General features: G+C 32.9%; 13 protein-coding genes and 2 pseudogenes. 12 read left to right on the top strand and 3 right to left on the bottom strand.

Translation table 11 applies throughout. The features are described from left to right. Nucleotides 1–57 precede the first annotated feature (57 nt). A complete protein-coding gene (locus tag A5482_RS15855; RefSeq protein ID WP_446684852.1) occupies nucleotides 58–978 on the bottom strand; it encodes an IS5 family transposase in 921 nt (306 codons plus the stop codon). Between the two features lie 83 nt (nucleotides 979–1,061). Here A5482_RS15855 and A5482_RS15850 point away from each other — a divergent pair. Continuing rightward, nucleotides 1,062–1,238: pseudogene (locus A5482_RS15850) on the top strand (Tn3 family transposase); the annotation flags it as partial. Nucleotides 1,239–1,321: 83 nt separating this feature from the next. Here A5482_RS15850 and A5482_RS15845 read toward each other — a convergent pair. Both A5482_RS15845 and A5482_RS15840 read right to left on the bottom strand, forming a co-directional pair. Continuing rightward, nucleotides 1,322–2,230, bottom strand: coding sequence for a ParB/RepB/Spo0J family partition protein (locus A5482_RS15845; RefSeq protein ID WP_069790897.1), 909 nt, complete (start codon nucleotides 2,228–2,230; stop codon nucleotides 1,322–1,324). Next, on the bottom strand, nucleotides 2,223–2,981 hold the full coding sequence (locus A5482_RS15840) for a ParA family protein (protein ID WP_069790896.1): 759 nt from the start codon (nucleotides 2,979–2,981) through the stop codon (nucleotides 2,223–2,225). The genes A5482_RS15845 and A5482_RS15840 overlap by 8 nt, the downstream gene beginning before the upstream one ends. A gap of 265 nt (nucleotides 2,982–3,246) precedes the next feature. Here A5482_RS15840 and A5482_RS15835 point away from each other — a divergent pair, with 265 nt between their 5' ends. The 11 genes and pseudogenes from A5482_RS15835 to A5482_RS15785 all read left to right on the top strand — a co-directional run bounded on the left by A5482_RS15835 (nucleotide 3,247) and on the right by A5482_RS15785 (nucleotide 14,324). After that, complete coding sequence (locus A5482_RS15835; protein WP_069790898.1) at nucleotides 3,247–3,552, top strand: HNH endonuclease; 306 nt, start codon at nucleotides 3,247–3,249, stop codon at nucleotides 3,550–3,552. Between the two features lie 922 nt (nucleotides 3,553–4,474). Continuing rightward, entirely contained in the window at nucleotides 4,475–5,173 is a 699-nt protein-coding gene (locus A5482_RS15830; protein ID WP_069790895.1) for a MerR family transcriptional regulator, read from the top strand. A gap of 2 nt (nucleotides 5,174–5,175) precedes the next feature. Next, on the top strand, nucleotides 5,176–6,414 hold the full coding sequence (locus tag A5482_RS15825; protein ID WP_069790894.1) for a vWA domain-containing protein: 1,239 nt from the start codon (nucleotides 5,176–5,178) through the stop codon (nucleotides 6,412–6,414). A gap of 705 nt (nucleotides 6,415–7,119) precedes the next feature. Next, the gene (locus A5482_RS15820; protein WP_069790892.1) at nucleotides 7,120–7,836 is read left to right on the top strand and encodes a TIM barrel protein; all 717 of its coding nucleotides are present in this window, start codon (nucleotides 7,120–7,122) and stop codon (nucleotides 7,834–7,836) included. Between the two features lie 32 nt (nucleotides 7,837–7,868). Next, on the top strand, nucleotides 7,869–8,705 hold the full coding sequence (locus A5482_RS15815; RefSeq protein ID WP_069790891.1) for a pentapeptide repeat-containing protein: 837 nt from the start codon (nucleotides 7,869–7,871) through the stop codon (nucleotides 8,703–8,705). Nucleotides 8,706–8,891: 186 nt separating this feature from the next. Next, the gene (locus A5482_RS15810) at nucleotides 8,892–9,152 is read left to right on the top strand and encodes a DUF4160 domain-containing protein (protein ID WP_069790890.1); all 261 of its coding nucleotides are present in this window, start codon (nucleotides 8,892–8,894) and stop codon (nucleotides 9,150–9,152) included. Between the two features lie 2 nt (nucleotides 9,153–9,154). Next, nucleotides 9,155–9,432: pseudogene (locus A5482_RS15805) on the top strand (DUF2442 domain-containing protein). Between the two features lie 266 nt (nucleotides 9,433–9,698). Further along, nucleotides 9,699–11,150, top strand: a complete 1,452-nt coding sequence (locus tag A5482_RS15800; protein ID WP_446684874.1) for a serine/threonine protein kinase — start codon at nucleotides 9,699–9,701, stop codon at nucleotides 11,148–11,150. Between the two features lie 91 nt (nucleotides 11,151–11,241). Then, nucleotides 11,242–12,243 (top strand): hypothetical protein, encoded by a 1,002-nt coding sequence (locus A5482_RS15795; protein WP_069790886.1) that lies wholly within the window; start codon nucleotides 11,242–11,244, stop codon nucleotides 12,241–12,243. Between the two features lie 45 nt (nucleotides 12,244–12,288). Then, complete coding sequence (locus A5482_RS15790) at nucleotides 12,289–14,007, top strand: DUF262 domain-containing protein (protein ID WP_069790885.1); 1,719 nt, start codon at nucleotides 12,289–12,291, stop codon at nucleotides 14,005–14,007. A 101-nt stretch (nucleotides 14,008–14,108) separates the two neighbouring features. Further along, nucleotides 14,109–14,324, top strand: coding sequence for a ribbon-helix-helix protein, CopG family (locus A5482_RS15785; RefSeq protein WP_069790884.1), 216 nt, complete (start codon nucleotides 14,109–14,111; stop codon nucleotides 14,322–14,324). The last annotated feature ends 171 nt before the right edge of the window (nucleotides 14,325–14,495 follow it).

Raw genomic sequence — 14,495 nt, 5'->3', positions numbered from 1 at the left:
GGCTTTGTTGTATGAATAAAAAAATAGATAGCTCACTTCCATGAAAAAGAATGTAACTTATTCTTCATTAACGATATAGCTATCTGGTTTTGAAGTTTGTATCATAATATTAAGTAACAAACATTTGACGAACAATTCTACCGCTTGATTATCAAAATCTCTGCTACTTAGTTTACCTGTAAATATGGTTTTTAATCGAAACATGGTAGTCTCACATATGGAGCGTCTGTGATAACCACTTTCTTGCTTCCATTCTTGTCTACCGATTTCTTGGATTCTATCTATATTTTCATTTCTTTGGCATTCATCCTCCCACTTTCGAGCATTTTTCTGAGGTGGAATAATGGCAAGTGCACCTTTGGCTTCAATGGTTTGGTAACACTTTCTTTTGTCATAAGCCCCATCGGCAGATACTTGTTCAATATCACCATCAATGATTTCTAATAAACTTTCGAGTATATCGCCATCATGACAATCATTGGTACTTACTTCGGCTACTAAAATTTCTCCTGTTTCCTCGTCTATGGCTAAGTGTAGTTTTTGCCATGTTCTTCTTTTGCTAATGCCATGTTGTCTGGTTTTCCATTCTCCCTCTCCATAGACTTTTACTCCTGTGGAATCTACTACCACATGACGACCTTTTGATGTTTTGTTGACTGGTAATACTACCTCTAGTTTTCTGGCTCGACGAGAAACGGTACTATGGTCTGGTACTGGTAAATCTATATTCATCAGGGAAAATAAGGATTCTATAAATCCCTGTGTTTGTCTTCCTGGTAGATTAAACAGTGATTTAACCATCAAAAAAGTTAATATGGCTTGGGATGAGAAATAATTACTAGCACCTTTTTTTCCTGATTTTTCTGTGAGTATCCAGTTTGATATTGCTTCTTCACTAATCCAGAATGTTAAACTTCCCCTATTTTTTAAACCTTGGTTATACTCTGACCAATTTTTCAGACGATATTTTTGTTTCATAGTATTATCGGGATTTAAGACATTCTATTTTCTATTTTATATACAACCAACCTTTTTTCCTACTCATTCATGCAACAAAGCCTTTGGTCTATGTAAATACCCTGATGATTCAGGAGGTGTTATCTGAACCTGAGTGGATGAATATGATGAAACCCGATGATTTGAGAGCCTTAACACCACTGATTTGGACTCATGTTAATCCTTATGGAACTTTCCGCTTAAATCTTGATGAAAGACTACCGATTCAGATAACTGCTTAATTTAGCTTTTATAATGCTTATGGGCTAAAGATTTCAGCCTAGATTGCCCCTGGTGACAGCTTCGCTAGTTTTTCCCCTAATTCTCAAGGAGAGATTAATTCTTCAATCTTAGCTAAGAGTTTTTCTACCTTTTGCCATTTCTTGGGTTCTTTTTCCCATAGTTTTGCTTTGTTAATAGATTTAGTGATTTCCTTAACTCTCAATTGGGGAGACTCATTATCTCGTTGGTTGCTATTACATAACTTTACCTGTTCCTTAATCTGAGATAGGGATAAATTATCCTCAATTACCTTCTTGAGTAATTCTTGTCTAGCGGTATCGTCTTTTATTTTACTAAGGGCGATCGCCTTTGTATAAGCAATTTTTCCCTCTCTTAGTACCGTTAATATATCTTCTGGTAGCTTGAGTAAAGGAAGACGATTAACCACAAACGATTGCCAACGACCGCGCCCTAAGTCTTTAAAAACCGATTCAATCACCTCAATTTCTGAGTTAACCATAACGTTATGGTTAAATTCTTTTTTACTCTCATTATTTATCTTATAGAGCAGGTTAACCACTGATTCCACTGATATTGTAAGTTTCTGAGCAAGAAGAAATAACACCCCCTCAGTTTCTTCTACAGGATTTAAATCTTCTCTTTGCAAGTTTTCAACAAGGGCTAACTCAAAAGCAGATTCATCAGATAACTCTTTAATAGTGACAGGAATATCATTAATTTCTGCCATCTGACAAGCACGATACCGCCTCTCCCCCGCCACTAACTCATACTTGTTTCCCAATGGACGCACCAGCAGAGGTTCAATTACACCGTGCGCTTTTATAGAAGACGCTAATTGTTCCAACTTCTCAGGGTCGAAGTATTTTCTAGGCTGTGAAGAAGGTAAAACAATTTGACTAATGTTAATAGTCTCACCAGAAGACGATTCATCCCCGAATAAAACAGAGAGATTTGCTTGGGCACGATAAGGCTTATCTGATTTTCTAGGCATGAGTTAGTTTGGCAATACTAAGGGCAAGTTCATTATATATTTTTACCGCAGGAGACTTGGGGTCATAAAGCATAAGGGGAAGTCCATCTTCAGAAGCATCCGCAAAAGCAGTTAAACGAGGAATCGCTGGATAAACGGTCGACACCTTTCCAAACTCATCTGTGATTGCCTGAAGGGTTCTTTTATCTTGAGAATTAGCCTTACTATAACGGGAAGGGATAAATCCTCCTATCTGTAGTCCTCTGTTACCACGTTTTTTTACCTTCGCAATGGTTTCTAACAGTAAGTTAGTACCCTGAAATGCTTTGAAGTGAGTTTCAATGGGAATTAATACATGGGTTGATGCCACCAATGCACCATAGCTTAATAATCCTAAGCTAGGGGGACAATCAATCAAAATAAAATCATAGTCCGTGAGAGGGGCAATAGCTTCTTTTAATCTCACTTCTCTAAAATCTAGGTTGACTAGCTGTACCTCAGCAACTGAGAGAGTAATATTAGTTGGTGCTAAATCAAGTCCATGAATATCATGGAGGATAAATAATGGTTCTTCATTTATGAGTGCATCAAAGGGTGTTTTCTCGAGATTTTCGGGTTCAATACCCATGAAAGTCGTTAATGAGGATTGAGGATCTAAATCAATGAGTAAAACACGATGGTTTAAAAGAGAGAGGTGATAGCCAAGATTATAGGTAATAGTGGTCTTGCCCACCCCTCCCGCTTGGTTAAATAAGGCAATAATACTGGTCATTGCAGAGTGATTAATAACTATTCTATTTTACTATGAAATGGGCAGAAATTATCAGTATTTTTAAAGAAAAAATAGTAAACAAAAATCTCTAAAACATTGAAAAATCAAGATTGTAGGAACCAAACTCTCTGCTATAATCCTCACTTTAAATTTACGCAAAATTTACCAGAAACTAAGGTCATTTAATTCTATTTTAAGCTCCTTATCAGGTAATGTAGAAACAAACTGTTGACTTTAAAGGTTCACAAAATAATCAATGATCGCCATGAGCAAGAGTCGTTATCCCGATAACTGGAATGAGATTGCCTTCAAACAAAAGGAGAAAGTAAAGTGGCGGTGTCAAAAATGTGGTGTGCAGTGCATTAAGCCAGGGGATAAGACGACTCATCTCAGCAAATCGGATCGTGCCAAAATAACTATGGTGGTTCATCATTCTAATTATCAACCAGAGGATAACAGAGAAGAAAACTTGGTTTGCCTTTGCACCGCTTGTCATTTGAGTTACCATACCCGCAAACGTGGGAATATCAGCATCGGTCAGTTATCCCTTGATTTAAACCTTAGTAACTAACATCAAAAGTGTACTGCGTATTATCTAAAATTTATGTTAGAAATGGTATCTAAACTATATATATAAATAGTTTCAAGCGTTATTTATTATATGCGCTCGTGTAACCTCCCCCCTTCAAGTCGGAAAGTTAATAAATGATTTTTCAATCAACCCCCTAGATACCTTATAGCGTATGATTTTGAGGTGTCTTTTAACATGAAAACGCAGAAGGTGTAGTACAAATAAATATAGGGAGCGTGAAGGCGTGAAGTCTTTGAGCCATGCGGTTTTACTTCAAATAGATCGGTATCATGTTATATTCCTTCACTATTATGAATGGTGTTAAAAGACGGAGCGCTCGACTCGCTCCTCCCCACAAGGGCGTTGTGGCTACCCTTGCTTTCGTTTTAACGAGAAACTTATGGGTTGGGTGTTTGTTGTTTACTACGGGTTATAAAATTTTTATGTTAAAAATACGGTATAAGCTATATATAGCAACGAATAAGAGCATTCTTATTTTATTGATTTCAAGGGATTAACATTCTCCCAAACCTTTACAGGCTATGTTTTTGAAGTAGGTTTTAACATAAATTGTAGATAACCCGTAGTAAAAAAATTAATCAAGTCGTTTCAGGATAAGAGAGACAGGAAGTTTCCGAGCATTTAATTCAGTGATTGCATCGCCCATTGCTGATATAAACCCTATCTGTACCATTTATTCAACAGTTTCTTCATTTATATTCAGTCTCGTTGAGATTTCGTTAATATCCATAAAATAACCAATTACTAAGCCAAATATAGCCAATTCTATCTTGGTGAACTGTTGTAACGCTCAGGTTATAAAAGATTCAGATATTTCTCTTCCACTAGGGTATTAACCAGAGATTCAGTTACAATGTAAAATGGTATTGACATTTTAAGAATAAATAGATATATTAAGAATATGGATTTAAAAAGCCTAGAAAACAGCCATCAAGAATGGCTAATCGATGAATTTGTGGAGGTAGCAAATCAATTATTACCCGACTATTTCCCTGAGATAAAAGGTAATACCAAAGTAAAAGAAGAAATTAACACCCGTCTGGTGCGTAGCTATACCAGTCAAAAATTAATGGATGAACCCATGCGCCAAAGTCGTTATGCTTTTTATAACTATCGTCATCTATTACAGCTACTGTTAATTAAACGTTTATTGAGTGACGGTATCGGCACATCAGCCATTAACGATTTATTAACCTCGAAAACTAATGAGGAGTTAAAAAGTTTATTAGTTGGGGGTGTGCAAATCAATATTACTACAGCTCATCCCACCGTAAGTGATAATGCAAGTTCTCGCAACTCTGCATTGGATTTTCTAGCGGATTTAAAGAAAAACAAACCCTCCACTACCCTCCAATTTAGACCTTCTAGTCAGAACGAGCGTACTATGTCTGCATTGGATGATTCTACTTCCCATAACGCTCCTTTGATGGGAGAAGAGTCAGATATATCAGAAGGGGAAAATTGGACTCGTTTAAAGGTTGTGGATGGTTTAGAGTTACATATTCGTGATGATTTTCTTTATCCCAATAGTATCAAGGAAAAGGAATCCTTGATGGAACATTTAAGCAATATTTTAAGTAAATGGTTTAAAAAGAGGTAATTATGAGCAATGTTAAGCCCCAAGTGCAATTCATTTGTTTAAGGGATGCGATTTCTTCCGATAAGGTTACGAATCTTGATGTGGTTGTCAGGATAACAGTGCCTGAAATTAAAACGAATCAACAACGTCCTCCCCTTAATTTAGGATTGGTAATAGATCGCTCTGGGTCTATGCAGGGTGATAAGATGGAATATGCTCGTCAGGCTGCTATCTATGCGGTACAACAGTTATCAGAGCGAGATCGCCTCAGCGTTACCATTTATGATGATGAAGTAGAAGTAATTATCCCCTCCCAACTAGCGACGGATAAAGAAAATATCATCCAACACATTAAAAAGATTACCCCAGACGGCATGACAGCCCTCTATGATGGTTGGTTAGAAGGGGCAACCCAAGTTAGTAAACACCTACAACCCGAATCATTAAACCGAGTAATCCTCTTGTCTGATGGTTTAGCCAACGTGGGGGAAACGAACCCTGACATTATCGGCAATGGGATAAATGGCTTAAGCCAAAGGGGAGTTAGCACTACTACCATGGGTATCGGGGATGATTTTAACGAAGATTTGATGGAGGGAATCGCCCTTTGTGGGGATGGCAACTATTACTATATCCAAAACCCTGAACAGCTGCCGAATATTTTTACAGGGGAGTTACAGGGGATAATGGCAACCATTGGGCAAAAAGTGAGTTTAGGTATTAGAACTTTTGCAGGGGTAAAGGTAGTGGATGTTTTTAATGATTTAGAAAAAACTGAATTTGGCAATTATAAATTACCTAACTTGGTGGCAGGAAATGATATTGATGTGGTGTTACGGTTAAAAATCCCTGCCATGGCAAAATCGGAGTGTTTAGTAAATTTTCGCTTGGCTTATGATGACGGTGAAACTCAATCAAGAAAGGTATCCCACCACAAGTTACAGTTACCCGTGGTTACATCAAGCCAGTTGAATGAGTATCCTTTTAATGAGGAGGTTAAGGCAAAAGTAGCGAAGTTAATGGCTTCTCGGGCAAAGGAGGAGGCTATTAAAAACCTTGATAGGGGTGATATTGCTGGAACGAAGGAGCGTTTACAGATGGCAAAACAAGAGATGATGACTTCTGGTATATCCCTTGAGATGATGGCACCTGAAATGGCTGAAATGAATGATTTGCTTGATGATTTGGAAAGGGGTAAAACTAAATCTATGCGCAAAAATGCCCAATATCAAAATTATCAAAAACGCCGTAATCGTCCCTAGAGAAAAAGGTTATGAAATATCACAAATGTCCTCAATGTAATGGTCGATTATACAATTTTAAAGATTATCAATCTTGCCTTTCATGTCAATGAAATAGTCAATCATATTTACTTAAAGAAAATAATAACTCATGTAATCCTATGAATAATAACACCATAAAGACACAAGATGACTTTTTATATCGACGATTTTTAGTTTTTCTAAAATGTTTCAAATGGCTATATTACTTTGGGTGTGGTGTCACCTCCGTAATAGCATACAAAATTTTTTATGATGTACTCTATTATGAAGAAGCTCTCCTTTTTGCAATAACTTTTTTTATTGCATCATTATTATTAGCAGAATTTGTGATACAAACCGTTATTACAGTGGTTGATTTATTGATAAGAATCGAAAAAAATACTCGCTAAAAATAATTGACTTTTACATTTAAAGAAAAATATCAATAAAGTCTTTAAGTAAGTTGGCGTTATTAATAATGGGTTTAGTATTACCAAAACCTTTATTAATAAAAGGCTTAAACCTTTTGGCTAGATCGATTTAATTACACCTACCTACTTAATATTTATTAGAAAACAAAATTAGGCAAACATAGCCTAAAAGTATTATTTATTATTTCAATTCATCAACAAATGTAAAACACATGATTAATTAATCATGAAAATGAATAAAATTAATTAATAGTATTACACTAGAGGAAAAAATGTGCTGGGGCTCAGTATAACCGCTATTGGACAAAGAGATTTTGCTGAATGTTTAAGTATTTATGAGACTTTAAAACCACAGTTAAACCTTGATTTTTTAGAATTGGCTGTGGGTTCTCGATGTGATACTCGATATATTCCCGATGATATGCCCTTAATTATCCACCATAACTGTCTTTATGATAACGCCTTAAAAATTATGTTCAAACTGATGGACAAAAATACATGGGTTGATTATTACCAAAGAATTAAGGGCAAAAATATTCAGTTATTTTCTATTCATCCTCCAAAAAAAAAGGATGCTACTTTAGAACAAGTATTGGATTATCGACAAGAATTAGAAAATTATCTTGATATACCTGTTTGTTTAGAAGTGATGCCTTATAAAGATGATTGGTTATTTGCTGATGATTTTGAGGATTATTCCTTGTCTAAAATTCCTTTATTATTAGACATTTCTCATATTAATATATGGGCAAAATCTCAAGAAGATATAGTGAAGCAATGGGTAGAGAAATTATTACCTCAAAGTGTTGCTATTCATATATCTCATAATAATGGTTTCAAAGATAGCCATAATATTATTCCTTCTGGTATTTGGTTTGAAAATTACATAGAAATGTGGAGTAATAAAGGATTATTTGTTACCTATGAATCTGTTCCAGAACAGTTTAAACAATGGGACCGTGCAAAAAGAAATATATCTTTATTTCAATAAAAAATATTTACTATCATAATAGGAGAAAAACAATGATTGATTTTAATTTAAGTCATTTAAAAAAGTCAGGTTTAACTGGTTCGATTAGTTATTATTTTTCAGGTCAAGGAGATGAGGGCGACTGGGATATTCAGGAAAATAATCTCTCTTTTCCAGATAACTTTAAAGAGCAAGATCAATGTTATCAATATTTTAGTGAAATTTTGATGGATAAATTACCTTCAGGGTGGGAGATTAATTATGGTTCTTATGGTGATATGACAATTAATTTTGAAGAAGAAAAAGTCTATTTTTCAGTTAATGAACGTAGTAATGTTAGCGAAATATATGGTTTTTTAGAAGAGATAAGTGATATATGGAATGAAGAATTTGAATATGTTGAATGTGAAATAGAAACAATATGGGACTTTTTTTTGAATCAGATAGAAAAGAAATTAATAGAACACGAATATCCTAGCTTATCAGAGATCTTACCGTATCTTGACAATCTTAATTTATGTGGTGCTGATTTATGGGGTGTTGTTTTATATAATGCTGATTTAGAAGGTGCTAATTTAGAAGGTGCTAATTTAGGCGGTGCTAATTTAAGAAGTGCTAACTTAAGAAGTGCTAATTTAAAGGGTGCTGATTTAGACTATACAATTTGTGAAGAGGTTAATTTAGAAGGTGCTAATTTAGAGGGTGCTAGTTTACAAAATGCTAATTTAAAAGGTGCTAATCTAAAAAATGCTAATTTAAAGGGTGCTGATTTAGATTTTGCAATTTTTGAGGAAGCTAATTTAGAAGGTGCTAATTTAGAAGGCACTAGCTTGGACGATGTTAATTTAAAAAGTGCTAACTTAAAAAATGCTAATTTACCAAAATTTTGACCAGAGGAGATTTAAGTAATGCAAATTAGGAAGATATTACTCTTAAGAAAGACACAAAAATAGAAATTCCTGAGAAATAATATTTTGCGAGGAGAGGTTTGATCTACTCTTGTAGGAAGAGTTCCATCTCTTTTCAAGAATAAATTACGAAAAGTTAAATAATATCAAAATATCAAGAAGAAAAATATGCCAGAAATCAGTAGATTTTTAGGAATAATTATAACGATGTATTACAACGATCATTCACCTCCTCATTTTCATGTGAGATATAATCAACAAAAAGCAATTATAGATATTGAAACATTATCTATTTTACAAGGAAAATTAAGCCCCCGAATTTTAGGAATAGTAATTGAATGGGCTTTATCCCATCAATCAGAATTAAGAAAAAATTGGCAATTAGCTAGACAAAATCAACCATTACAAAATATCGAACCTTTGGAGTAAAAATGTTACAAGACATTATTCAAGTTAAAGCATTAGAAAATTTCAACTTTATATAAAATTTGAAGATAATATAGATGGGGTAATTGATATTAGTAAAATTATCAAATTTACTGGTATTTTTACACCTTTAAAAGAATTAGATTATTTTCAAACAGTCAAATTGAATCCCGAATGGGGAACAGTTTATTGGGAGAATGGGGCTGATTTAGATCCAGATGTACTTTATTCTATTCTCACAAAACAAGATTTACCCCAATTTTCTAATTACGTTTATCAATAATTATTTTGATTAAAATTGTAAGGATGATTCCGAGGCGATATTCTTTGTTCATGAATCTTATGGATTAATTCAGTGGAGGATGTATTTCTTTAAAGAATCTTCAAAAAATATACACAAAAAGTATAACCTCACTATTGCTGTATAGATTTAATTTTTTGCATCCCTAATAACTAACTTTTTATGAAAAATTATTGAGATTTTTTGAGATCATTTTGGGTATAAAATTATAATAATGTGAATCAAGGAATTAGTGTAAGGGGAAAACCATGTTTGAGAGGATATTTCGTGGTGGTAATCGCAATCAACAAAATCAAAAGTGTGAAACTAAAGATTTAGGAACCATAGAGAAAGGTTATTGTTTAGCAAATAAATATGAAGTAGTCAAAAAAATAGGAGAAGGAGGTTTTGGTGCAGCATTTTTAGTCAAAAGCCTAACGGCGAATGTCACTGTGTATTATGTAGCTAAAGCTCAAAAATTAACAAACAATCCAGCTCAAAATGAAGAATTAATTACTCGATTTAAAAGAGAATCTAACACTTTACAAAAGTTAGGTAATGCCCATGGGCAAATCCCATCTTTATTTGACTTTTTTGAATTTGAAGGTAATTTTTATTTAATTCAAGAATATATTAAAGGTGAAACTTTGAGTGATGTTTTAATTGCTAGAATGCAGAATAAAACAGTGTTTTCATCTCAAGAAATTATAGACATTATTTTATCCTTACTGGAAGTATTAATTAAAGTTCATGAGCAAAATGTAATTCATCGAGACATCAAACCTCAAAATATTATTCTCAGAGAAGGGGATAATAAGCCCGTTCTAATTGATTTTGGTTTAATTAAGGAAATATCTTACTCTACCTTAGATCAAACAGGTACACAGGCAGGAACTATGGGATATTGTCCGCTAGAACAAATGTGTGGTAAAGCCACATATAGAAGTGATTTATTTGCCGTAGGAATGAGTATGTTAGTTTGTTTAACAGGTATTGGAGCTCAGGCTTTCAAAATCGAACCTAATCCTATTGTGGATCCACAAAATGCAAAGGTTATATTAAACGGTTTGGAAAATATTATAGAGGATGATTTAATTGATTTTATTCAACAATCCCTAGCTGTTTTACCTCAAAATCGCTTTACTTCAGCTCAGGAAATGTACAATGTTTTGTTACAAATAAAAAATCACTCTGAAAGCATAAACGAAATAGAAAGATTACGAGAAAAAATTGATAAGTTACAAGAAAAATTAGATGAAAGAAGTAACAGCGTAAACTCTGATAAAACTTCAGGAGTACCAACGGTTACTCTAGACCCAAAAACATTTACTTCTCCATCTTCTAATAAAGAATCTTTAACAAAACAAGGAAAAAAAGATTTTACAAAATATACGATCGATAATGGTGTGAAAAAATATCCTAAAAATCGTTTAGTTTTGGCAGTAGTAACAGAATATATGAAAAGAAATCCTCGAACTACGTTTACAGAATTAAAGACAATTTTTCCTGACAACATACAAGGAAGTTGGGGAGTTGTAAAACAACTTTCAGCGATTGCTGACAAGGATAAGCCCAGATATTTTACAAAAGAAGAAGAAATTATCTTAGATGGAAATCAAGAAAAAATAGTAGTGTGTACTCAATGGACTCTTTATAATGTAAGTATTTTTATAGATAAAGCCAGAAAATTAAAATTTATAATTAATGCAGTGAGCAAATAAAAATATTTTCATATTAAGTAATAAATTAGAGTGGCAGAATCAATTATCAATATAAAATGCCACCACTTTATCAAATTTAAACTATGTTAAAATGAATGAATTAACAGTTAGAGTCAGAACAAAAGATGACTTAATTCAACTATTAAAAGAAGGAGGTAGTTGTTGCTGGAAAATTGCCAAACTAAGAGAGCCAAAATTAAAGAAAATCGAAGTTTATAACTGGGATGGAAGTCTGGTCATTAAAGCTGAATATAATTCACATACTAGCAGAAGGACTGATAATAATAGATTATACTTAGGTTTTAGTAATGCCAAAATTGAAGCTGTTAATCCACCGTTAAAATGGCATGGTCAAAATCCAGTTAATTATGTAGAAGAAAATCCCAATGATAGTAAAAACCTGACTATCAAAGTAGATCATCGTTTAATAGATCAAAATTTAGAGGAATTAATTGAGCAAGTAGTAAAGAAAAAAACCCAAGAAACGATAGTCAACTATCCTCCCCAGAGAAAGCAAGAAAATAAAAAAGAACCTACTCGCAGAGAATTATTAGAAGAGTTATTACAGAGTAATTATGGGGAAGAGGTAAAACTTTTAGACTATGAGATAAACAAAGATATTGTCAAAGGTTTTTTTCTGGAAAAGCGTCGAGAATGGTATTTTAATTTTGAATTAAATTTGAAGAAACAAAGTTTAGGTTATCAACCCCATAATTTTATTAGTAATATGTCTGATGAGGCATTATATGAAATTTATCCTCGCCTAAATGAGAAAGAAAAGACATTAATTTTAAATCTTATTAGGTTAAGTAACCGCTATAGTGGGGATGTTTTGTTACTATCTGAAGATGAATTTCCTGAGGACATAAATCAATATGGTTTTATTCCTGATTCTAATTGCTTTCCTGTAATTATTTATGATAATTATCAAACCAAAATTTTAGGGGGATTTTATTTATTCAATAATTCTAACAAATCTTTATCTGAGCAAATTATTTCTAATGAAAATGACAACTCTGTTAAAGTTTTTGATGACCTAGAAAAAGCCTTTTATTCTCTAGTTCAAAATATTAAATGTCATTATCAAGGTTGATAGCAATAAATTAACATAATATTCTAATTATTAATACATAAAAGTATGACTATAAAAGCAACAGAAGAACAACTTAATAAAATTTTTAATTTAACTAATTATCAGTTTACCATTCCATCTTACCAGCGCCCTTATGCGTGGACAAAAGATCAAGTTTTAGAGTTAATTGATGATTTAATTGATGCTTTCCCTTACCCACTAGATGAAGATCATCCTGATTATTTTTTCGGTAGTATTATCTTAATTAAAGAAGATGGTAAACCCAATGCAGAAGTAATTGATGGTCAACAACGTTTAACCACTTTAACTCTTTTATTGTCGGTTTTTCGTCATTTACTGCCTGAAAATCATAAAACTCGCTCTAAAATTAGTCAGTTATTGGAAGGAGAAGATATTACTGGAGCAATAATAGAATATGGTTTACAGTTGAGATCTCAGGATAATGATTTTTTTGCAAAGTATATTCGTGATGATAAAAAGTTAGAAGAATTATTAACAAAAGATGCTGGTTTACGTACGGATAGCCAGAGACTCTTAAGAGATAATGCCATTATTTTAATAAGCGAATTAAAAGAAAGATGTCCTGATAATTTAGAACAATGGATATTACATTTATATAAAAATCTTTTAAATAAGTGTTATTTAGTGGTTGTTTCTACTGATTCTTTTGAAACAGCATATCGTATTTTTTCTACTATTAATAGCCGTGGTTTAGATTTACAATTAAATGATATTTTAAAATCAGAAATTATTGGAAATATCACAGAAGATATAGAAAGAAATAAATATACGCATATTTGGGAACGAGAGGAAAAAGATTTAGGTAGAAAAGATTTTGAAGCCTTATTTTCTCATATTCACCGTATTAAACTCAGAGAAAAACAAAAGCTAGGTTTACTAACTGAATACCGTAAAAAAATTAAACCCCAAGAAAATTCTACTGAGTTTATTGATAAAGTTTTAAAACCTTGTTCTGATAAATTTGAAGTTATTAGAGATCAAAGGTTTAATTGTGATAATGAAGAAGAAGAAAAACAAGTTAACCGTCTTTTTGGCTGGTTAAATTTGATAGATAATTCTGATTGGTTACCCCCTGCAATTTATTTTTTAGTTAAACATCATAACAACACATTTGAGATCAAAAATTTCTTTGTTAATTTAGAAAGATTGGCGGCAGGTTTAATGATTCTTCGGGCAGACATTAATGAGAGAGGTAGAAGATATGCAAAGGTTTTAGATGCCATTGATGAAGGGGCAGAAAAGGCGATTTCAGTCACCGAAGAGTTATTATCTGCCCAAGAACAAAATCAAATTATTGAAATTCTGGACGGTAATTTATATCTACAAACTCGCAGCCGTTTATATGTCTTAAAAAGATTAGATTCTGCTCTTGCTGAAGGTGGTTTAAGTCCTAGTTTTGATGAAAAAATAGTTACTATTGAACACGTTTTACCACAAAATCCTAAAAATGATAGTGACTGGTGTCAAATTTGGGACGATGAGGCGAGAGAAAAATGGGTACATCGTTTGGGTAATTTGGTTTTACTTTCTCGTAGGAAAAATTCTCAGGCTCAAAATTATGATTTTGAGGCGAAAAAAGACAAGTATTTTGAAAAGGGTAATCCAACTATTTTTCCTCTCACTCTTAATGTAATTAGAGTCAAGAAAGATCATAAAAAAAGAATGAGGTGGGATAAGCAAATAGTTCAAGCTAATCAACAAGAATATTTGCAAATTTTAATCAATATCTGGAGTTTAAAATAATTAATTGTTACTATAAATATTTATTCATAATCCAAAAATTTATATTAATTTTTGTCAGTTACAAATTATTCAACCAGACTATTTTTTAGAGGTATAATTTTATGGCAACTTTAACGATTCGACTTCCTGATGATAAACATGAAAGATTGACACAGTTGGCACAAACTAGGGGGATTAGTGTTAATAAATTAATGGAGGAATTTTCTACTAAAGCTATTGCTGAATTTGATACTTTTAATCGTTTTCAAGTTATGACAAGTAAAGGTGATATTCAACAAGGGTTAGCTTTATTAGACAAGTTAGACGCTAGTTTTTAATTGGAGATTAGAAGTTTAAGAAAAGCATAATTGCTTAGAGGATATTTGCGTTTGATTTTATCGTTATATCAGGAGCGTGGCGGAAGCGCAGTTTTTGCACCACCATAGGCTTCTTTCCGAGGTTGGCATCAAAGGGCGCTCGTGCCTATCATGGGGAGAAAACAGGATACG

This window comes from Cyanobacterium sp. IPPAS B-1200, assembly GCF_001747005.2.
GTDB lineage: Bacteria > Cyanobacteriota > Cyanobacteriia > Cyanobacteriales > Cyanobacteriaceae > Cyanobacterium.
The sequence above is the reverse complement of the archived record's forward strand: the minus strand, read 5'-3'. Positions and strand labels throughout refer to the sequence as shown.